The sequence below is a fragment of the Labrys wisconsinensis genome, assembly GCF_030814995.1.
GTDB lineage: Bacteria > Pseudomonadota > Alphaproteobacteria > Rhizobiales > Labraceae > Labrys > Labrys wisconsinensis.
This window is the reverse complement of the sequence record NZ_JAUSVX010000004.1, coordinates 144,680-164,504: the sequence shown is the minus strand read 5'-3', so window position 1 is coordinate 164,504 and position 19,825 is coordinate 144,680. Positions and strand designations below refer to the sequence as shown.

Below are 19,825 nucleotides of genomic sequence, written 5' to 3'. Positions count from 1 at the left end.
AAGCCTGCCCCCGCATCGGCTGAAACCAAGGCGGATCAGCTAAGCATCCGGATCGGAGCATGACCAGGGGTGGCAGGCGGAAAAAGAACAAAAATCGAACGAAGGGCGGTGCTCCACCGCCGGCCGATGGCAGATGCCGGGGTGACCGGTCGGACTCCTGCCTTGCCGAGGGGCTCGCACCGCCGGGGCCCTCGCCGCCCGCCTACCGGCCCGCCTCGCGCATCGCCGCGAACACGGCCCGTGCCGCGTCCGTCTCCAGCAGTGCCTCGGCCTCGCCGTCGAGCCGGCGCCGCCAGTTCGGGTAGTCCCGGTCGGTGCCGGGCACGTTGACGGGCTCGGCCTCACCGGCGAGATCCTCGACCTGCGCCAGCACCAGCGCGGCCGCAGAAGCGGCGAGAAAGCCGTGGATGGCGCCGACGAGCCCGGGCGTGAGATCGCCGTCCGCCTGCCCCACGGCAGCGGCCAGCGCCCGCTTCTCGGCGGCCCGCTCCGCCTCGGCCTCCGGGGGCAGGCTGCGGCCGAGGCGGCGGTCGAGGGCGAGGTCAGCGCCGCTCCACCAGCCCTTCAGCGTCGGCAGGTCGTGGGTGGCGACGCAGGCGACGGCCCGGGCCGGATAGGCCTCAGGCGGGCGGAAGGCAGAGCCGTCGCGCTCGAAGAACAGCACGCGATAGGAGAAGGCGCCGGCCGCGTCCATGCGCTCGCGGAACCCCTCGGGCACGGTGCCGAGGTCCTCGCCGACGACGAGGCAGGCAGCGCGCCGGCTCTCCTCGGCTAGGACCCGGAGCAGGCCCTCCATCGGGAAAGCGACATAGGCGCCTTGCGCCGCCGGCGCGCCCTGCGGCACGACGAAGAGGCGGGTCAGCGCCATGACATGGTCGATGCGCAGCGCTCCGGCATGGCGCATGTTGGCCCGCAGCAGCTCGCGGACATGGGCATAGTCGGTCGCCTGCAACGCGATGGGATCGAGCGGCGGGATGTTCCAGATCTGGCCGGCGGCGGAGAAGGGATCGGGGGGCGCCCCGACGGTGACGCCCTTCATGAAGGCGCCGGGCGAGCTCCACACCTCGGCGCCGTCGGGCGCGGCGCCGACGGCGAGGTCGCGGTAGAGGCCGACGGCGAGGCCGCTGTCGGCGGCCCGCGCCAGCTGGGCGTCGGCGAGGAATTGCAGGTAGACGGCGAAATCGACGGCACGGCGACGCTCTGATGTCGCCGGTCCAGGATCGGCGGCGCGGAAATCCGTGCCTCCGGTCTCCCCCTCCAGGGCCTGGAACAGGGCGAAGCGCTGCAGGGCTTCGCCGCACTCCGCCCGGAAGGCCTCGACCGCGGCCCAGCGGTCCGGCCGGGACTGCGCGACCTCGAAGCAGCGTTCCAGCACGGCGCGCTTGCGACGCCAGACGCCGGCCCAGTCGACGAGCCGGCCGGACGCCTCGTCCGCCGGCGCCTCGGCCCGGCCGCCTGCCGCCGCGATCTCGGGGACAGCGTCGAGGTCGAGATAGATGGGGTCGAGGAAGCGCCGGTCGGAGGGCTGGTAGGGGCTGGCGCGATCGCGGTCGGAGGCGAACATGGCGTGCAGCGGATTGAGCGCCACCGTCGCCGCGCCGCGCGCGGCGGCCGCTTCGGCGAGGCGCCGCAGGGTGGTGAAATCGCCGACACCCTGGTCGCCGGCGCGGCGCAGGGTGTAGAGCTGGGTGGAGAGGCCGAAGCGCCGCCGTTCGCCGGTGAGCGCCTCGGGCACGAAGCAGCGGTCCGCGGAAGCCTGCGGCGGGCGTAGCGCGAGCAGGCGCTCGTGGCTCTCGCGGGCTTGGCCCATGGTGGCGGAAGGCAGGCCCATGGCGTCGAGCAGGGCGCGCTTGGTGTCGCGCGAGACCAGCGTGTGCTTGCCCGAGACCTCCCACCAGTCCGGCGCGATGCCGGCGAGCAGCGCCAGGCGGTCGAGGAAGGCGGGGTCGACATCGCCGCCGCGCGCGGCCCCCCGCCCCTCCTCCTCGACGAACACGGCCACGGAGCGCGGCCCGAGCTCGGCCCGCTCGAAGCCGGAGAACAGAGCATCGTCGCCCTCCAGCGGCTGGTTGGCCGCGCCGAAGGCCCGCCGCCAGCGCCGCGACCGCCCGGTCTCGGGCAGAGTGACCGAGAGGGGCTCGCCGCCGGCGTGCAGCCAGACCAGCACGCGCCCGGCCGCGCTGCGCTGTGGCGCCAGCAGCATGCCGAGCGTGCGGGTCGCAGGGTCGTTCCACCGCCCCGCGCTCATGGCGCCGCCGTCGGGCGCGAGCCAGGTCACGTCGGGGGCGCCTGCCTCCCCGGCGAGGCCGGTGAGCCAGCGGTCCTCGGTCAGGGCCGGTTGGGCCCGGCGCAAAGCGACCAGGCGCCGGACGAAGTCGACGAGGTCGCGGTCGGCGTGCTCCCAGTCGACCCAGGTGGTCTCGTTGTCCTGGGCATAGGCGTTGTTGTTGCCGGCCTGGCTGCGGCCGAGCTCGTCGCCCATGCCGAGCATCGGCGTGCCGCGCGAGACCAGGAGGGTCGCCAGCAGGGCGCGGGCGTCGCGGGCGCGGGCGGCGGCGACGGCTCGGTCCTGGCTCGGCCCCTCGGCGCCGTTGTTCCAGGCGACCTCGCCGGAATGGCCGTCGCGGTTGCCCTCGCCATTGGCCTCGTTGTGCTTGCCGGCATGGGAGACGAGGTCGGCGAGCGTGAAGCCGTCATGGGCGGCGACGAAGTTGACGCTCGCCGAGGGCGGCCGGTGCGTCGGCGCGAAAATATCGGCGGAGCCGGCGAGCCGCGTCGCCAGGGCCCCGACGGCGGCATCGCCGCGCCAGAAGCGCCTGACGTCGTCGCGGTAGCGGTCGTTCCACTCGCCCCAGGGTGCGGGAAAGCCGCCGAGCCGGTAGCCGCCCGAGCCGATGTCCCAGGGCTCGGCCAGCATCAGCCGGCCGCGCAGCACGGGATCCTGGGCGATGGCGGCGAGCAGCGGCGCCTCGGGCGTGAAGCCGGCGGCGGTGCGGCCGAGCACCGGGGCGAGGTCGAAGCGGAAGCCGTCGAAGCCGCCGGCGCCGGCCCAATGGCGCAGCGCGTCCATCACCAGGCGCAGCGGCGCCGGCCGGTCGAGCGCCAGGGTATGGCCGCAGCCGGTGTCGTTGACGTAGAAGCGCCGGTCCTCGTGCAGGCGGTAATAGGTGCGGTTGTCGAGGCCGCGCAGCGACAGGGTCTGGCCGCGCTCGTCGCTCTCGGCGGTGTGGTTGAACACGACGTCGAGGATCACCTCCAGCCCGGCCTGGTGCAGGGCGGCGACGGCGGCCGCCACCTCGGCCATGCCGCCGGGCGCAAGGCGCGGATCCGGCGCCAGGAACGCCACGGAGTTGTAGCCCCAGGAGTTCGACAGGCCGAGGCCGGGCAGGTGGCGTTCGTCGATCCAGGCCGCGGCCGGCATCAGCTCCACCGTGGTGACGCCGAGCTCGACGAGGTGGCGGATGGCGGCCGGATGCGCCAGCCCGGCGAAGGTGCCGCGGATCGTCTCGGGAACGGCGGGATGGCGGCGGGTGAAGCCCTTGACGTTGAGCTCGTAGACGATACGGCCGCCGGGGGCGACGACCGGGCCGGCGGCGGCGGGACGGGCCGGCGCCTCGATCACGCCCTTGGGCACGAAGGGCGCGGTGTCGGTGGGGTCGAGGACGAGGTCGTCCAACCCCTCGATGCCGTGGCCGGGCATGGCCGAGGTCAGCCCCTCCGGCCGCACCAGCCGGGTGGCGTAGGGGTCGATCAGGAGCTTGGCCGGGTTGAAGCGCAGCCCCTCCTGCGGCCGCCAGGGGCCGTGGGCGCGAAAGCCGTAGAGCCGGCCGTCGAGAAGGCCCGGCACGAAGCCGTGATGCACGTCGCCGGTGCGATCGGGCAGGACGAGGCGCGTCTCGCTGCCGTCCTCGCCGAACAGGCAGAGCTCGATGCGTTCGGCATCGGCGGAGAAGACCGCGACATTGGCGCCGTCGTCGCCGAGGGTGACGCCGAGAGGCTCGGGGAGGCCGGGAAGGATGCTCATGCTGCAAGCCGGCCCGCTCGGGGCGGGAATGTCAAGGCGCAGGTTGTCCGGTCTCACATCCGCACGGACATGCCGCCGTCGACGGTGAGGACATGGCCGTTGACGAAGGACGCGGCATCGCTCGCCAGGAACAGGGCCGCGCCGGCGATCTCCTCCGGCCGTCCCCAGCGCTGGAGCGGAACGCGCTGGCGGGCGAAGGCGACCATGTCGGGGTTTTCCGCCAGGGCGGCGTTGGTCTCGGTGGCGAACATACCGGGGGCGATGGCGTTGCTGGTCACGCCGTGCGGGCCGTACTCCACGGCCATGCTGCGCATCAGGCCGGTCAGCCCCTGCTTGGCCACGGGATAGACGGCATCGCCCGGGAGAGCCATGTCGCCGATGATCGAGGTGATCGCGATCAGCCGGCCGTGCCCCTGCGCCTTCATGATCTCGGCGGCCTCGCGCGACAGCGACACCGCCGACAGGAGGTCCGTGCCGACCAGCCGGAGGATGTCGGCGTCGTCGAAGGCGGCGAGCGGCCGCCGGTCGCGGGCGCCGACATTGTTGACGAGGATGTCGAGCCGGCCGCGGCTCCGGCGGATCCGCGCGATGGCGGCGCGGCCCGCCGCGGCATCGGCGACGTCGAAGGCTTCCGCCTCGGCGCTGCCGCCCGCCCCGGCGATGGCGGCAACCGCGGCGTCGAGCGTCGCGGCGCTCCGCCCGGTCACGACGACATGGGCCCCGGCCTCGGCGAAGGCCCGTGCGATCTCGAAGCCGAGCCCGCGCCCGCCGCCGGTGATCAGGGCGACGCGGCCCCGGAGGGAGAATCGGGTGAAGATGCTCATGCCGGCCTTCCGCATTGCGTGACACTCGACGCGATGACATTTGGCGCCATCCCGCCTGCGCCGATCGTTGCAAGGTCCGGGCCAGAGCCGAAGCCGCCTCCCGGAAGCGTCGCTACGACGCGATCGAGGCGAAATACTTCGCCGGCGGCTTGCCGAGCGCCTTCTTGAACATGGTGATGAAGGCGGTGACGGATTCGTAGCCGAGCGCCGCGGAGACCTGCTGCACCGAGGCGCCGGCGGCAAGCTTGCCGAGGGCGACGACGAGGTGCAGCTGCTGGCGCCAGCGGCCGAAGGTCAGGCCGGTCTCGCGCACGAGCAGGCGCGCCAGGGAGCGCTCGCTCATCGCCAGCCGGTCCGCCCATTGCGCCAGCGTGCTGCGGTCCGAGGGGTCGTCGGCCAGCGCCTTTGCCAGGCGGCGGAGGCGCGGCTCCCAGGAAATCGGCAGGTGCAGCCGCTCCACCGGCATGCGCGCGAGCTCTTCCAGGAGGACGCCGGCGAGGCGCGCCGTCGGCCCGTCGGCCGGATAGTCCGGCGGCAGGCCGGCGAGGTGGCGGATCATCTCGCGCAGCATCGGCGTGATCGAGAGAGTGCAGCATTCGGCCGGCAGGGTTGCGGCTTCCGGATCGACGAAGAGGAAATAGACCTGGGCATTGGCGGTGGCGCGGTTGCTGTGCGGCATGCCGCCGGGGATCCAGACCGCGCAGTGCGGCGGCACGATCCACAGCGCCTCCGGCACCTCGCAGGTCACGCCGCCATGCAGGGCGAGGACCAGCTGGCCCTTGCGGTGGCGGTGCACGGGCACCTCGGCTTCGCTGCCGGACACGTCGACGCGCAGCGCCTGCACCGGGCTCGCCGCCAGGTCGGGATCGAAGTCGCGCAGGCTGTCCCTCAACGACATGGGCTTTGTCTGTATTTAGAGATTATATGGCTATATATCGAAATTCAGCCAGGTCGCAACCGGCTAAGAGAGCGGCGATCACCTGCATGCGATAGGCCCGGCCATGAAGACGAACAATGCTGCGCACGAGCGAATGGCCGGCCGCGCCCTGCTCGTCACCGGAATCCTGCTGATCGCCGCCGGCCTGCGCGCGCCCTTCACCGGCGTGCCGCCGGTGCTCGACATGATCCGCGCGAGCTTCGATCTCGGCCCGGCCGGCGCCGGCGTGCTGACGGCGCTGCCCCTCCTCGCCTTCGCCCTGGTCTCGCCCTTCGCCGGGCTGGTCGCCCGCGAATACGGGCTGGAGCGCACGCTGGCGGGGGCGCTGGTCCTGATCGCCGGCGGCATCGCGCTGCGCTCGCTCGGGCCGGTCTGGTGCCTCTTTCTCGGCACGCTCGCCATCGGCGCGGGCATCGCCGTCGGCAATGTCCTGCTGCCGAGCCTCGTCAAGCGCGACTTCCCGCACGGGATCGCCGGGCTGACCGGCGCCTATGCCGTGACCATGGGCGTGGCCGCGGCCCTGGCCTCGGCGTTCGTCGTGCCGCTCGCCGGCGTGGCGGGATGGCCGCTCGCCCTCGGCGCGATGATCGTGCTGCCGGCGGCCGCGCTCGCGTCGTGGCTGCCGCAGCTCGGCCGGCACACGCCGCCGGCGAAGGGCACGGCCGCGCCGCCGCATGGCGGCCCGGTCTGGCGCTCGGCGCTGGCCTGGCAGGTGACGGCGTTCATGGGGCTCAACTCGTTCCTCTACTACGTCCTGGTCGGCTGGCTGCCGGCCATCCTGATCGATGCCGGCTATTCCGCCGGTGAGGCCGGATCGCTGCACGGGGTCATGCAGCTCGCCGGGGCGGCGCCGGGCTTCGTGCTCGGCCCGCTCGTGGCGCGTGCCAGGGACCAGACCGGCATCGCCCTCGCCGTCTCGGCGCTCACCGCGCTCGGCCTCGCCGGGCTGCTGGTCCTGCCGGGCTGGGCCGTGCTGTGGGCCGCCAGCTTCGGGGCCGGCACCGGCGCGGCGGTCGCCCTCAGCCTGATGTTCATGAGCCTGCGCGCCGCCAGCGCCCAGCAGGCCGCCGCGCTGTCCGGCATGGCGCAGTGCGTCGGCTACCTCCTGGCCTCCAGCGGGCCGCCGCTCGTCGGCTGGCTGCATGACGGCTCCGGCGGCTGGGTGCTGCCGCTGACGGGCTGCCTGATCCTCTGCCTGGCGATGGCGGCCGCCGGCATGCTGGCGGGCCGGGACCGGCATATCGTTCCACATCCGCGCTGAGGCGGCGCCTATTGCCTCAGGGCATAGCCGAGCAGCCGCTCGTCCGTCCCCAGGCCCTCGCAGTCGGGCAGGTTGGACGCGAAGTGCGACTGGTCCCCAGCGTCGTAGCAGCGGTAGAGCGGAACCGTCTCCGGCTCGGCCTGCGCATAGACCCAGCCCGCCGTGCGCAGCCGACGATAGGCATGCGCCGCGCAGAAGCCCTTCTCCGCGAGGAGATGATCGGGATGGCCCGGACGCTCGCTGACGCAGTCCTCCAGCTCGACCGACGGCCTGCGGGCATCCGGCGCCGTCATCAGATAGCCCGACCGGGCTTCGAGCCGATAGGCGCTGCCGTCGCCGGGAACGGGGCCGGTCGTCGACCAGCGATCGTGCAGCGCGGCATCGTGCCAGCGCGCCAGCAGCACGCCGACCTGCGGGGCGAGCGGCGACGGCAAAGCCGACACGTCCACGCTGCGGAGCACCAGATATTCCTCGTCGTGGCGCCCGCCGGGCGGCCAATAGGCATAGGCCAGCAGCCAGGCGTCGGAGAGCTGGTTGGCGCCCGTCCGCGCGTCGAGGAGCACGGGATAGGCGATCAGCTCCGACGGCGCCGGACGCCGCCAGACGCCGGAATCGACCGCCAGCAGCGGCTCCGGCACGGGGACGAGCGTCGTGCGGTCGGCACTGAGGAACAGCCCCAGCCCGCCGCGCACCCATCCCGTCAGCACGAAGTCGCCTGTCGTCGTCCAGCGGGCCACGCTGGCGCCCGAGCCGTTCGCCAGGCGTGCCGCATCGCCGCCGAGCCCGGGCTGGTCCCACCGGCCGTCGGCATATTTCCGCCATTGGCCCGGACCGGGGCTCGAAACCGGCGCACGCGCCACGATCAGGCTGCCGTCCCCGGAGCGAACGCAATAGGCGTAGAAGAAACCATCCCGCCCGTCGACGACGGCGCAGTCGCCCTCGCCCGTGTCCCGCCCCGCGGCCGGGGCGTCGCTGCCGGTGATGATCTGGCCGAGATCCCGCCAGGTCAGCCCGTGGTCGCCGGAGGTTGCGATCGACATCGACTTGTGCGTCTGCCCCGCCGGATAGTCGCAGGCCGTCTCGTCGTGGACGAAGCCGAGGATCTCGGCGCCCGCCGGCTCGGCATGGTCGAGCCAGCGGCCGCAGGCGGCGTAGCCGCCCCGCGCGCCCGGGCCGAGCACCGGACGAGCGGGACCGCCCATGTCCATGGGATCGCGCCCGTCGATGGCCCGGGTCGTGCCGTGCGCGACGAAGCCCCGGAAGCGCCCGTCGGGCAGGCGGATCTCGGTGAGGCGGTTGTCGACCGTGTCCGCCGCCGGGCCGCGGACGACATGCGGGAGGCCGACGCGGATCCGGATGTAGGCGGCGCAGGGCGGCGCGGCGCTGGCGGCCCGCGGCACAACGGCGGCCGACAGGCCGAGGGCCAGGACCGAGACAGGCAGGATCCGGATGAGCAGGCCTTGGCGACGAAACATGGCTCGACTGTCGCTCCCGCCCCCTGGTCATGGCCGCCCGAACCCGTCAGGATGACTCCCCAAAAGGGAGGCTGATTCATGACGCGCTTGAACTGGGGTATCCTCGGCACTGGCTGGATCGCCGATCTCTTCGTCAAGGACCTGCAGATGACCGGCCGGCGCGTCGCCGCCGTCGGCTCGCGCAGCCGGGAGAGCGCCGAGCGCTTCGCCGGGCGGTTCTCCATCCCGAAGGCGCATGCCAGCTACCAGGCCCTGGCGGACGACCCGGACGTCGACCTGATCTATGTGGCGACGCCGCATCCGCTGCACGCCGAGAACGCCCTGATGGCGCTCGAAGCCGGCAAGCACGTGCTGGTGGAAAAGCCCTTCACCCTCAATGCCGGGGAGGCGCGCCGGATCGTCGATCTCGCCAGGACGAAGAACCTGGTCGTGCTGGAGGCGATGTGGACCCGCTTCATGCCGCACATGATCCGCATCCGCGAGATCATCGCCTCCGGCGCGCTGGGCAAGGTCCATTCCGTCATCGCCGACCACACGCGCGACCTGCCGAGCGACCCCGCCCACCGCCTCAATGCGATGGAGCTCGGCGGCGGGGCGCTGCTCGACCTCGGCATCTACCCGATCTCCTTCGCCTGGGACATCCTGGGCAAGCCCGAGGCGATCACGGCCATGGCGCGGTTCAAGGAGACCGGCGCCGACGCCGAGGTTGCGACGATCTTCCGCCACGCCGGCGGCGCCATCTCGACCACCATCTCCAGCAGCGACAATGCCGGGCCGAACGTGGCGTCCGTCCTGGGCACCGAGGCGCGCATCGAGATCGCCGCTACCTGGTACATGCCGACCTCGTTCAGCGTCATCGACCGCCAGGACAAGGTGATCGAGACCTATGCCTCCACGGTCGAAGGCCGCGGCATGCAGTTCCAGGCCGACGAGATCGAGCGACTGGTGACGGCCGGGCAGCTTGCCGGCGAGATCCTGCCGCCGGAGGAGAGCGTCGCGATCATGCAGACGCTGGACGAGATCCGCCGGCAGATCGGGCTGAAGTATCCGAGCGAGTAGGCCGAAGCCTCCAGACACGCTCCAAGGTGCCCGGCCGTCGCCCCGGCGGATCGGCCGGAGTCGTGCGACGCTGCCGAGCGCCGTGGGTATGGCTGCTTGCCAGATTCGGAGTCCGCGCTCACCAGTATGGCGACTACGACTTGCAGACATCGAACAGTAGCTCTTCCGAAAACTCCTGGACTCGAGCGCTCGACGTGCACCGATCAAAAGATCGACACACCAGCTTCCTTGAGATTACCTTCAAAATTGACTTTTCCGCCTCTACGGCATATCATCCTTCCTCAAATTGACGGATGTGAAACATGACCGCACAATGTCCGGATATTCTTTTCATTCGCGGGAATCGGCACGAACTATGCGCCACACCGCTCGATGATTACATGAGGCGCATGAGAAAGGAGCGACGTCCACAGTTTGTGTGGGAGTCGTCAGCCTGCTGGCGCGGCTACATAGCCTCCTGGGAAGTGAGGGACGGAGCGCTCTACCTCATCGAGATCAAAGGTTGCATGAAGCGGAACGACGAGTTCGTCGACGCCAGCCTGGCGGACGCCTTCCCGCGCTGGAAGCCGCCCGTTCTCGCTTCGTGGGTGACAGACACGCTGCGCTGCCCGGAAGGCCGGCTGCTCTCCTATACACATGCCGGATTCGCCAGCGATTACGCCCGAGATCGTCTCCTGCACGTGGAGAAGGGACGCGTCGTGGCGGAATGGCTGCGCCTCAATCCTCCGGAGCCGATCTGGTACCGGATCGATGCCGAAGGCAAGCGGACGCGGTTCGAAGGCCCGCATCCCGAGGATGAGATGCTCGAGGATCTCTTCCGGCCTGAGGAGACACCGGAGGGTTCTCGCTACTGGGGCCTCCCTCCGGAGCAGGATGACGAAGCCGCCTATATGATCGCGGCGGAAATTCGTCGCCCCCTCGTCTCCGAGACCTAAGGCGTCGTCGAGGAATAATACCAGCTCTCCTAAAGGCTGACACACGCCCATTGTCTGGCTCCGATGGATCGGATTCTGTCTGGATCGTTGATGAGGAAGTGCCAGGCGCTTTGGCAGGCGTCGAGGATTTGGTCGTAGGTTTCCCAGACGAGGGCGCAGAGTTTGTTTTGTCGCAGGTAGGCCCAGACGTTCTCCATCGGGTTCAGCTCTGGGGAATAGGCGGGCAGCGACAGAAGGGTGATGTTTTGGGGGACCAGCAGCTTCCTGCCTCTTTGATGCCAACCGGCTCCGTCGCAGACCAGCACGGCATGGGACCCGGGCTCCACTTCGGCGCTGATCTCCTGGAGATGGGCGTTCATGGCCCCGGTGTTGGCGTAGGGCATGATCATGGCGGCCCCTGTGGCTCGACCCGGGCAGATGGCCCCGAAGATGTAGGTGGAGACGTGGCGGTTATCGCGCACCATCCGGGGGCGTGAGCCGATCGGCGCCCAGATGTAGGCGTGACCGCCCTTCTGGCCGACGCGAGCCTCGTCTTGAAACCAGATCTCTAACGGCCGGCCGATCGCGTCCTGGGGGAGCGCCTGTCTGACCAGGTCGGCGAAGTTTTTTTAAATGCCGCCTCCGCCTCGACGTCCTTCTTCGGATGAACCGGCCTGGGCTGCAGGCGCGTCAGGTCGAGTTCATGCAGCCACCGAGCGATGGTGCTCTCATGCACCTCCACCGAAAACCGCCGCGCCACCTCGGCCTTCAGATCCACGCAGCGCCAGCGCACCACCTTGTGGATCTCGGGATCTGGCCCGTTGATCACCAGTTCGCGCAGTTCCGCCATCTGGTGCTCGCTCAAGGCTGGCGCCCGGCCAGGGCTCGAGCGGGACGTCAGCCCCTCGACGCCCAAGTCATTGTAGCGCTGCACCCAGTCGCGCAGCGTCTGGCGATCCATGCCGTTGAGCGCCGCCGCTTCGGTTCGCGAACGCCCCTCAAGCACCAGGGCCAGAGCCAAGAGCCGGCGAACCTGCGCACCATCCCGGCAGCGCCCGCTCAGCGCGCGAAGCTCCGCGCTGGTGTAGTCCACCCGCCTGATCTCCAAGGGCGCGCTCATCCGATGCCTCCGCCGCTCGAATCACCAGCATCGAATCTCATTCACGCCGCCGTGGGAATCCCCCAAGAGTCAGTCTCTTCAAGCGCTGGTATAAGTGCTTCAGATGAGACGCGCGCAACCCCTCTCCCGGCCCGGAGAGGGTCAGGGGTGAGGGTCTGAACGCGTCACCAAAGATGTATCGGCTGAAGCAACGGCACGCAAAATGCTTCGCCCATTCTGGTAAAGTCTAGTCCCTCACCCCTGCCCCTCTCCCAGTCGGGAGAGGGATTCCCCGCGCCACTTCGATTCAGTTATTCGCCGACGGCCCAAGCGGACCTGCATCCGCATCCAGTCTCGCCCCCTTACCCCTTCACGCTTCCGGCCGTGAGCCCGCTGACCAGCGCCTTCTGCAGGACGAAGGCGATCAGCACCGGCGGCAGGGCGGTGAGCAGGCCGGCAGCGGCGACCAGGCCGAAATCGGTGGCGCGGCCGCCGGCGAAATCGGCGATGGTCACGGTCAGCGTCTTGGCGTCGGCCGTGGCGGTGAACAGCAAGGCGTAGAAGAACTCGTCCCAGGCGAGCAGGATGGCGAACAGGGCGGCGGTGGCGATGCCGGCGCGGGCCAGCGGCAGGGTGACGTGGCGCAGGAGCTGGAAGAAGCCCGCGCCGTCGATCTGCGCCGCGCTCTCGATCTCCTCCGGCACGGCGTCGATGGCGCTCTTGGCGAACCAGGTGACGAAGGGCGTCAGGACGGAGCAATAGACGATGATGAGGCCGGTGACGCTGTTGAGCAGGCCGAGGGTCGCCAGCAGGAAATAGAGCGGCAGCAGCAGGGCCACCGCCGGCATCATGTAAGTGGAGAGCACGCCGTAGAGCAGCGCGTCGTAGCGCCCCCGGCTGCGCGAAAAGCACCAGGCGGCGGGAATCGCGACGGCCAGCGAGATGGCGGTGCCGACCAGGGCGACGGTGAGGCTGTTGCGCAGGGCGGCGAGGAAGGCCGCGCCCGGGCTGTTGGGCGTGAAGGTGAGGAGCCTGACATAGTTGCCCCAGTCGATGGTCGAGGGGATGAAGCGCAGCGGCTTGGCGGTCAGGTCCGCCGGCGGTGCGACGCTGACGATCAGCATCCACAGCACCGGCAGCAGGGTCGCCACCACGAAGAGGGCGACCGCGGCGTAGAGCAGGACGCGGCCGACGAGCCAGCGCAGGGTCCAGGGCCGGGTCATGCGCCGGCCTCCGTGCGCCGGAGCAGGCGGACATAGGCCGCGACGAAGACCGTGGCGATCAGCACCACGATCAGCGCATAGGAAGCACCGGAGCCGACGCGGTTGAAGCCGAAGCTCTCCTGGTAGACGAAGAAGCTCACCGTCTTGGTGGCGTTGGCCGGCCCGCCGCGGGTCATGACATAGACGATGTCGAACACCTTCAGCGCCTCGATGCAGCGCAGCACCAGCGCGATGACCAGCGGCGCCGATATCACCGGCCAGGTCACCACCCGGAAGCGCTGCCAGGCATTGGCGCCGTCGATCCGCGCCGCCTCGTAGAGATCCTTGGGCGCGTTCTGCAGGGCGGCGAGCACGATGAGCGCCACGAGCGGATAGTTCTTCCAGACATCGGCGAAGACGATGGCGTTCATGGCGCTCGCCCCGTCGCCGAGCCAGGAGCGGTAGGCGTCCATCAGGCCGGTCTGCACCAGGGCGGCGTTGAGGCCGCCGAAATCCGGCTGGTAGATCAGCCGCCACATCAGGGCGTTGACGATGGTCGGGACGGCCCAGGGCAGCACGAGGAGGGCCCGGCAGAGGGTGCGGCCGCGGAACTCCTGGTTCAGGAGCAGGGCGACGAGGACGCCGAGGATCGCCTCGAAGCCGACGGACATTCCGGTGAAATAGAGCGTCCGCAGCAGGGCCTGCAGGAACTCCACGTCCGTCAGGGCGAACTGGTAGTTCTCGAACCCGACCCAGTGCGAGGCCGCGAAGCCGGTGAGCAGGCGGGCATTGGTGAAGGACAGGACGATGGTCTGGACGAAGGGGTAGCCGACGATCCCGGCGATCACGATGAGGAGCGGCAGCAGGAGGAGCCACGGCGCGGGCATCCCGAGCCGCAGGTCGCCGCCGGACAGGCGGCGGAGCGTCATGTCACGAACCGGCATGCATCAAGCGCTCCACGCCCCAATCCTCGATGGCGACGACGCATGGCCCCGCAACGGGGGCCATGCGTGTCGGGCCTGCTCGGCGCCTCAGCGGATGCGCGCCGCCGCGGCGGCCGCGTCGGCCAGGGCCGCCTCGGGCGTCGCCTTGCCGGTCAGGGCGTTCTGGATCGCCGTCTGCAGCAGGGTCGACAGCTCGGGGTAGGAGGTGGACTGCGGGCGCGAGGCCATGATGCCGATCGAGACGTCGGCGGCGGCCACCACCGGCTCCTGGCCCTTGGTCACGGCCGGGTCGGTGTAGGACGACTTCCAGATCGGCAGGCTGAGCTGGGCATACTGGTTCTGCACCGGCTGGGAGGTCATGTAGGCGATATATTTCCAGGCGAGGTCCTTCTTGGTCGAGGACGCCGTGATGCCCAGGCCCATCGAGCCGTTGACCGCGGAGGCCTGGGTCTTGCCGGCGACGCCGGGCGCCGGGACGACGCCGACCTTGCCGACCACCTTGCTCTCCTCCGGCTTCTGGGCCATCTGGTACATGTAGGTCCAGTTGAGCGCGAAGGCGGCATCGCCGGCCGAGAACACCTTGCGCACGTCCTCCTCAAGATATTCCTTCGAGTTGGGGTTGGAAAGCCCCGACTTCAGGCTGTCGACCATGTACTTGACCGCGTCGAGCGAGCCGCCCTTGTCGAAGGCCGGCTTGCCGTCCTTGAAGAACTCGCCCTGGAAGGCCGCGGTCAGGGTGGTGTAGTCGCAGACCACGGCCTCGGCCTGCGACCAGCTCCAGACGATCGGATATTGAACGAGGCCCTTGTCCTTGATGATCTTGGCCTGATCGTTGAGCTCGGCCCAGGTCTTGGGCGGGGCCGAGATGCCGGCCTTCTGCAGCATCTCCGTGTTGTAGAAGAGGTACTTGGTGTCGAGGATCCAGGGCATGCCATAATATTTGCCGCCATAGGTGACGGTGGCCCAGGCCCCGTCGAAGACCTGGCTCTTGTCCATCGCCGCCACCTTGTCGGTGACGTCGGCCAGGACGCCGTTCTCCGCGAAGTTGGCCGGCCAGATCACGTCGTAGAGCACCACGTCGTAGCCGGCGCTGCCTGCGGCCTTGGAAGCGACGATCTTGTCGTAGAGCGCCTCGTAGGGCACGAATTCGAGCTTCACCGTCGTGCCCGGATTGGCCTTCTCGAAGGCCGCGGTCATGGCGCGCACGTCGCTCTCGCTATAGGCGGCCTGCGACATGAACAGCGCGCTGAGCTCCTCGGCGGCGGCTGCGCTCGACAGGGCGCCGAGCGCGATCGCGGCGGCGAGGCCCGACTTGAGGAGGCTCCGTTTCGTCATCGTCATGGTGTTCTCCCTCGAATGCGACCGGCATTGGCGGCGCGGCTGTGACCGGGGTCGCCGCCGCCTCCGGCCGGTGCCGGAGGCGGCTCGCGCCCCGCTTGCCGAAATTAATAACTCAAATTGATTGATGGTCAAGGAGCGGCTAACCTCGGCTCCGGAGGAGCCGATGACCCTGCTGACGCCGACAAGCCCGCCGCCGCGGCCGATCGCCGGCACCAACCTCGAATATGCCCGCTCCCACAACCGCCGCGTCGTGCTCGAAGCCGTGCGCCGGGCCGGCACCCTGTCGCGGGCCGACATCGCCCGGCAGACGGCACTGACGGCGCAGACCATCTCCAACATCGTCGACGAGCTCGCTCAGACCGGATTCCTGATCGCCGGCGAGCCGGTGCGCGGCGCGCGCGGGCAGCCCTCCATCCCCTATTCCATCAATCCCGAGGGCGGCTGGTCGCTGGGCTTCCACATCGCCCGCCATGACGTCATCGCGGTGCTGGCCGACCTCACCGGCCGGCCGGTCGCGACCCGCGATCTCACGGAAAGCCCGACCACGCCCGAGGAGGCGGCCCCGATCGTCGTCGACCTGATCCATGATCTGGTGGCCGAGAGCGGCATCGCCCTGTCGCGCGTGCTCGGCGTCGGCGTGGCGCTGCCGACGCGCTTCGATCTCGGCCCGATCTCGACCGCGGGCCCGACCGGCCTGCCCGGCTGGAGCGACCCGGCGGCACGCGAAGCCTTCCGTGCCGCCATCGGCCTGCCCGTGCTGATCGAGAACGACGCGGTCGCCGCGGCCATCGGCGAGCGGCTCTACGGCGTCGCCCGCGCCATCGAGAGCTTCGTGCTGCTCTTCCTCGACGACGGCCTGGGCGCCGGCCTCTTCCTCGACGGCCAGCCCTTCAAGGGCGCCTTCTCCAACGCGGGGGAGATCGGCCACATGATCGTCGATCCCGGTGGGCGCCCCTGCCCCTGCGGCAATCGCGGCTGCCTGGAGCGCTACGTCTCGCTGCGGGCGGCCTATGAAGGCGTCTCGGCCGATCCCGACCGCGAGACGCCCGACAGCCTGCTCGCCGTCGAACGGACGGACGCGGCTCGCCTCGATCCCTGGCTGCGCGAGGCCGGTCCGCGGCTGGCGACCGCCGTCAACATCCTGGAGACGGTGCTCGACCCGGAGACGGTGATCGTCTCCGGCCTCGCCTCCCCCACCCTGATCCAGCGCCTGATCGACAGCGCCACGCCGCTGCCGGTCTCGGCCGGCGCCGGTGCGCGGCGGCGCACCGCCCGGGTGATCGCCGGCACGGCCGGGCGCTATCCCACCGCCTATGGCGCGGCGGCGCTGCCGGTGTTCGACGAGATGAACCCGCGCTTCGACGTGCTGCTCAAGGGCTGAAGGCCGGCCGCCCTGCCCTGCGGCAGAACCACGCGCGCTGCGATTTCAGACCGCGACCGGATGCGCAGAAGACGGATTTCCGCTAGGAGAATGGCGGGCGCGGCTGGTCATCATCGCGTCATGTGACGGATCGATAGCTGGTCTATGGCGAACGTGCATTTCACCTATGCCGACCCGACCTTCTCCCTGCCCAAGCGCGCCCTGATCCGCGCCATCGAGACGGTCACCGGCCAGCCGCGCCTGAAGCGCCTCTACCTCGCCAACCGGCGCAATCCGGTGGCCGGCGAGAGCTTCTTTGCGGCTGCGGTGCGCCAGCTCGAGCTCGACGTGCGCTTCGACCGGTCGCAGCTCGCCGGCATTCCGGCGAGCGGCCCCTGCGTCATCGTCGCCAACCACCCCTATGGCGTGCTCGACGGCGTCGTCATCGCCTGGCTGATCGAGCAGGTCCGGCGCGATTTCGTCATCCTCACCCATGCCCTGCTCCTGAACGCGCCGGAGGCGGCGGTCTCGCTGCTGCCGGTCGACTTCTCCGAGACGCCGGAGGCGCTCAAGACCAACCTGCGCACGCGCGCCCTCGCCCGCCAGCGGCTCGAGGCCGGCGGCTGCGTCATCGTCTTTCCCGCCGGCGCCGTCTCCACCTCGCCCGACAAGCTCGGCCGCCGGCCGGCGATCGATGCGCCCTGGCAGCCCTTCACCGCGCAGCTGATCCAGCGATCCGGCGCGACGGTGGTGCCGATCTTCTTCGGCGGCCAGAACAGCCGCCTGTTCCAGATCGCCAGCCACGTGCACACGGCGCTGCGTCTCTCCCTGATCTTCAAGGAGGTGCGCGACCGCATCGGCACGAGACTGCCCGTGGCGATCGGCGACCCGATCGACGGGGCCGAGATCGCCGCCGCCGGCGACCGCAAGGCCCTGGTCGAGATGTTGCGCCGCCGCACCTACGCGCTCGCCGCGAAGGTGCCGGAGGACCGCACCGCCCGCCGCATCGTCGCCCTGCGCAACCGGCCGATCGTCCCCGCCAAGCCGCAGCACCGGACCAGCGCGCCGCGGGTGTGACGGAGCTCAACGCTCGTTCTGCAATGCCTCGCTGACTGCGCCGGGATTGCGGGCGATGACCGTCAGATAGGCCTTGGCGGCGGCGTCCGGTTCCTTGCGGGCTTGCTCCCAATCGCGCAGCGTGCCGAGCGGGATATGGAAACGGGAGGCGAAGTCATCCTGCGATAGCCCCAGCGCCCTACGGATGATTTTCACCTGCGGCGTGCGCTTCATGCGCATCGCATCGGCCGGCGAGAGCGGTTGAACATCCGGATCGCTCAAGGCACTGGCATGACGCTCCACATCCGTCATCACGTCCAGCCGGCGCCAATCATGTCCGGGCGGATCACGCATTGTCTTCGTGGTACTGGCGTTGCTCATGCGGTTCGGCTCCTCTCGCCGAAATGATACGAACGGCGTCACCCCTCATCGCATAGGCGACGAACAGGATGCGATGATCGACCATCCCAAGAATGACGAAGCGGTCTTCTCCATAGTCAGCCCGATCATCCAGCCATTCGAGGGCGAATGGATCTTTGAACACATCACGTGCGGCTTCGAAGGTGACGCCGTGCTTCTGATAATTCGCAATCGCCTTACGATCGTCCCACTGGAAGGAGCCATCATCCATTAAGTACTGCTAAGCCGTAGTTTTCGCAAGATCGCTTGGGGCAGCCTCGGCGACGGCATCATTCTCCTCACGTCACCACCGAGGGCTCGGCCATCCCCGTGTTCCCCGGCACGTCGCCGAGCTGGCGGGCGAGCACGATCAGGTCGGCCAGGGCGGCCTGGGTTTCCTGGCCGTGCCTGGCCGGGTCGGGCTCGAAGCGCTCGATATAGATGCGCAGCGTCGCGCCGGCCGTGCCGGTGCCGGACAGGCGGTAGATGATGCGCGAGCCGCCCTCGAACAGCACGCGCAGGCCCTGATGGGCCGAATCCGAGCCGTCGACCGGGTCGTGATAGGCAAAGTCGTCGGCAGCCTCGACCTTGAGGGCGCCGAAGCTGCGGCCGGGCAGGCTCGGCAGCGCCGCCCGGATGCGGTCGACCACCGCATTGGCCTTCTCCGTCGCCACCTCCTCGTAGTCGTGGCGCGAATAATAGTTGCGGCCGTAGGTGCGCCAGTGCTCGGCGACGATGTCGGCGACGCTCTGGCGGCGCTGGGCCAGGATGTTGAGCCAGAGCAGCACGGCCCACAGCCCGTCCTTCTCGCGGACATGGTTGGAGCCGGTGCCGGCGCTCTCCTCGCCGCAGATCGTCGCCATGCCGGCATCGAGCAGGTTGCCGAAGAACTTCCAGCCCGTCGGCGTCTCGTAGATGCCGATGCCCTTGGCCGCGGCGACGCGGTCGGCGGCACGGCTGGTCGGCATGGAGCGGGCGATGCCGGCGATGCCCTTGGCATAGCCGGGGGCGAGATGGGCGTTGGCGGCGAGCAGGGCGAGGCTGTCGGAGGGCGTGACGAAGATGCCGCGGCCGATGATCAGGTTGCGGTCGCCGTCGCCGTCGGAGGCGGCGCCGAAATCGGGCGCGTCCGGCCCCATCATCAGGTCGTAGAGGTCCTTGGCATAGACGAGGTTGGGGTCGGGATGGTGGCCGCCGAAATCGGGCAGCGGCGTGCCGTGCACCACGCTCCCCGGCGCCGCGCCGAGCGTCTGCTCCAGGATGCGGTGGGCATAGGGGCCGGTGATGGCCGACATCGCGTCGAAGCGCATGTGAAAGCCCGAGCGGAAGAGCGCGCGGATGGCGTCGAAGTCGAACAGCGACTGCATCAGCTCGGCATAGTCGGCCACGGGGTCGATCACCTCGACCGTCAGGTCGCCGAGCGCGACGGTGCCGATCACATCGATGTCGACGTCCGGCGCCTCGAGGATGCGGTACTCGGCGATGGTCTTGGTGCGGGCGAAGATCGCATCGGTGATCTTCTCCGGCGCCGGGCCGCCATTGCCGATATTGTACTTGATGCCGAAATCGCCCTCCGGCCCGCCCGGATTGTGCGAGGCGGAGAGCACGATGCCGCCGAAGGCCTTGCGCTTGCGGATCACCGCCGAGACCGCCGGCGTCGACAGCAGGCCGCCCTGCCCGACCAGCACGCGGCCGAAGCCGGCAGCGGCGGCCATCTTGAGGACGATCTGCACGACCTCGCGGTTGAAGAAGCGCCCGTCGCCGCCGAGCACCAGCGTCTGGCCGGCCGAGCCTTCGAGCACGTCGAAGATCGACTGCACGAAGTTCTCGACATAGCCGGGCTGCTGGAACACCGGCACCTTCTTGCGCAGGCCGGATGTGCCGGGCTTCTGGCCGTCGAAGGGCTTGGTCGGGACGGTGCGGATCATGA

The 19,825-nt window shown here is 70.0% G+C and carries 16 protein-coding genes; 5 read left to right on the top strand and 11 right to left on the bottom strand.

Going from position 1 to position 19,825, the window contains the following annotated elements:
* Nucleotides 1-202 precede the first annotated feature (202 nt).
* From glgX to QO011_RS13415, 3 genes are all read right to left on the bottom strand, one after another.
* Complete coding sequence (gene glgX, locus QO011_RS13425) at nt 203-4,024, bottom strand: glycogen debranching protein GlgX (RefSeq protein WP_307272585.1); 3,822 nt, start codon at nt 4,022-4,024, stop codon at nt 203-205.
* A 53-nt stretch (nt 4,025-4,077) separates the two neighbouring features.
* A complete protein-coding gene (locus tag QO011_RS13420; RefSeq protein WP_307272583.1) occupies nt 4,078-4,848 on the bottom strand; it encodes an SDR family oxidoreductase in 771 nt (256 codons plus the stop codon).
* Nucleotides 4,849-4,960: 112 nt separating this feature from the next.
* Complete coding sequence (locus QO011_RS13415; protein WP_370881957.1) at nt 4,961-5,740, bottom strand: AraC family transcriptional regulator; 780 nt, start codon at nt 5,738-5,740, stop codon at nt 4,961-4,963.
* Nucleotides 5,741-5,849: 109 nt separating this feature from the next.
* On the opposite strand from QO011_RS13415, the gene QO011_RS13410 reads away from it, so the two are divergent.
* A complete protein-coding gene (locus QO011_RS13410; protein ID WP_307272578.1) occupies nt 5,850-7,046 on the top strand; it encodes an MFS transporter in 1,197 nt (398 codons plus the stop codon).
* An 8-nt stretch (nt 7,047-7,054) separates the two neighbouring features.
* Here the strand turns inward: QO011_RS13410 and QO011_RS13405 are convergent, their stop codons facing one another.
* Nucleotides 7,055-8,521, bottom strand: coding sequence for a hypothetical protein (locus QO011_RS13405; RefSeq protein ID WP_307272574.1), 1,467 nt, complete (start codon nt 8,519-8,521; stop codon nt 7,055-7,057).
* Between the two features lie 78 nt (nt 8,522-8,599).
* On the opposite strand from QO011_RS13405, the gene QO011_RS13400 reads away from it, so the two are divergent.
* Together QO011_RS13400 and QO011_RS13395 are read left to right on the top strand one after the other, a co-directional pair.
* Entirely contained in the window at nt 8,600-9,580 is a 981-nt protein-coding gene (locus tag QO011_RS13400; RefSeq protein WP_307272571.1) for a Gfo/Idh/MocA family protein, read from the top strand.
* Between the two features lie 506 nt (nt 9,581-10,086).
* Nucleotides 10,087-10,515: a hypothetical protein gene (locus QO011_RS13395; RefSeq protein ID WP_307272568.1), complete on the top strand. Its 429-nt coding sequence runs from the start codon at nt 10,087-10,089 to the stop codon at nt 10,513-10,515.
* Nucleotides 10,516-10,544: 29 nt separating this feature from the next.
* Here the strand turns inward: QO011_RS13395 and QO011_RS13390 are convergent.
* The 4 genes from QO011_RS13390 to QO011_RS13375 all read right to left on the bottom strand — a co-directional run bounded on the left by QO011_RS13390 (nt 10,545) and on the right by QO011_RS13375 (nt 15,080).
* Nucleotides 10,545-11,614 (bottom strand): IS630 family transposase gene (locus QO011_RS13390; protein WP_307272565.1). Its coding sequence is split into 2 segments (ribosomal slippage): nt 10,545-11,125 and nt 11,125-11,614, totalling 1,071 coding nucleotides; the frame shifts between segments, so codons are not numbered across the junction.
* 341 nt (nt 11,615-11,955) lie between these two features.
* The gene (locus QO011_RS13385) at nt 11,956-12,816 is read right to left on the bottom strand and encodes a carbohydrate ABC transporter permease (RefSeq protein ID WP_307272562.1); all 861 of its coding nucleotides are present in this window, start codon (nt 12,814-12,816) and stop codon (nt 11,956-11,958) included.
* Nucleotides 12,813-13,682 (bottom strand): carbohydrate ABC transporter permease, encoded by an 870-nt coding sequence (locus QO011_RS13380; protein ID WP_307273158.1) that lies wholly within the window; start codon nt 13,680-13,682, stop codon nt 12,813-12,815. The genes QO011_RS13385 and QO011_RS13380 overlap by 4 nt, the downstream gene beginning before the upstream one ends.
* Nucleotides 13,683-13,826: 144 nt before the next feature.
* On the bottom strand, nt 13,827-15,080 hold the full coding sequence (locus tag QO011_RS13375; RefSeq protein ID WP_370881949.1) for an extracellular solute-binding protein: 1,254 nt from the start codon (nt 15,078-15,080) through the stop codon (nt 13,827-13,829).
* 163 nt (nt 15,081-15,243) lie between these two features.
* Between QO011_RS13375 and QO011_RS13370 the strand changes: the two genes are divergently transcribed.
* The gene (locus QO011_RS13370; protein ID WP_307272560.1) at nt 15,244-16,461 is read left to right on the top strand and encodes an ROK family transcriptional regulator; all 1,218 of its coding nucleotides are present in this window, start codon (nt 15,244-15,246) and stop codon (nt 16,459-16,461) included.
* Nucleotides 16,462-16,605: 144 nt separating this feature from the next.
* Entirely contained in the window at nt 16,606-17,517 is a 912-nt protein-coding gene (locus QO011_RS13365; protein ID WP_307272556.1) for a lysophospholipid acyltransferase family protein, read from the top strand.
* Nucleotides 17,518-17,523: 6 nt separating this feature from the next.
* On the opposite strand, the gene QO011_RS13360 is transcribed toward QO011_RS13365, so the two are convergent.
* The 3 genes from QO011_RS13360 to QO011_RS13350 form a co-directional block, all read right to left on the bottom strand.
* Nucleotides 17,524-17,877 (bottom strand): helix-turn-helix domain-containing protein, encoded by a 354-nt coding sequence (locus tag QO011_RS13360; protein ID WP_307272554.1) that lies wholly within the window; start codon nt 17,875-17,877, stop codon nt 17,524-17,526.
* Nucleotides 17,843-18,127: a BrnT family toxin gene (locus QO011_RS13355; protein WP_307272552.1), complete on the bottom strand. Its 285-nt coding sequence runs from the start codon at nt 18,125-18,127 to the stop codon at nt 17,843-17,845. The genes QO011_RS13360 and QO011_RS13355 overlap by 35 nt, the downstream gene beginning before the upstream one ends.
* Nucleotides 18,128-18,194: 67 nt before the next feature.
* Nucleotides 18,195-19,823, bottom strand: coding sequence for an alpha-D-glucose phosphate-specific phosphoglucomutase (locus QO011_RS13350; RefSeq protein ID WP_307272550.1), 1,629 nt, complete (start codon nt 19,821-19,823; stop codon nt 18,195-18,197).
* Between the last annotated feature and the right edge of the window lie 2 nt (nt 19,824-19,825).

Bases quoted from the DNA above. Each gene is read 5' to 3' on its own strand.
- glgX (WP_307272585.1), bottom strand. From the start codon at position 4,024: ATGAGCATCCTTCCCGGCCTCCCCGAGCCTCTCGGCGTCACCCTCGGC.
- QO011_RS13420 (WP_307272583.1), bottom strand. From the start codon at position 4,848: ATGAGCATCTTCACCCGATTCTCCCTCCGGGGCCGCGTCGCCCTGATC.
- QO011_RS13410 (WP_307272578.1), top strand. From the start codon at position 5,850: ATGAAGACGAACAATGCTGCGCACGAGCGAATGGCCGGCCGCGCCCTG.
- QO011_RS13405 (WP_307272574.1), bottom strand. From the start codon at position 8,521: ATGTTTCGTCGCCAAGGCCTGCTCATCCGGATCCTGCCTGTCTCGGTC.
- QO011_RS13400 (WP_307272571.1), top strand. From the start codon at position 8,600: ATGACGCGCTTGAACTGGGGTATCCTCGGCACTGGCTGGATCGCCGAT.
- QO011_RS13395 (WP_307272568.1), top strand. From the start codon at position 10,087: ATGAAGCGGAACGACGAGTTCGTCGACGCCAGCCTGGCGGACGCCTTC.
- QO011_RS13385 (WP_307272562.1), bottom strand. From the start codon at position 12,816: ATGACCCGGCCCTGGACCCTGCGCTGGCTCGTCGGCCGCGTCCTGCTC.
- QO011_RS13380 (WP_307273158.1), bottom strand. From the start codon at position 13,682: ATGCCCGCGCCGTGGCTCCTCCTGCTGCCGCTCCTCATCGTGATCGCC.
- QO011_RS13375 (WP_370881949.1), bottom strand. From the start codon at position 15,080: ATGACGATGACGAAACGGAGCCTCCTCAAGTCGGGCCTCGCCGCCGCG.
- QO011_RS13370 (WP_307272560.1), top strand. From the start codon at position 15,244: ATGACCCTGCTGACGCCGACAAGCCCGCCGCCGCGGCCGATCGCCGGC.
- QO011_RS13365 (WP_307272556.1), top strand. From the start codon at position 16,606: ATGGCGAACGTGCATTTCACCTATGCCGACCCGACCTTCTCCCTGCCC.
- QO011_RS13360 (WP_307272554.1), bottom strand. From the start codon at position 17,877: ATGAGCAACGCCAGTACCACGAAGACAATGCGTGATCCGCCCGGACAT.
- QO011_RS13355 (WP_307272552.1), bottom strand. From the start codon at position 18,127: ATGGATGATGGCTCCTTCCAGTGGGACGATCGTAAGGCGATTGCGAAT.
- QO011_RS13350 (WP_307272550.1), bottom strand. From the start codon at position 19,823: ATGATCCGCACCGTCCCGACCAAGCCCTTCGACGGCCAGAAGCCCGGC.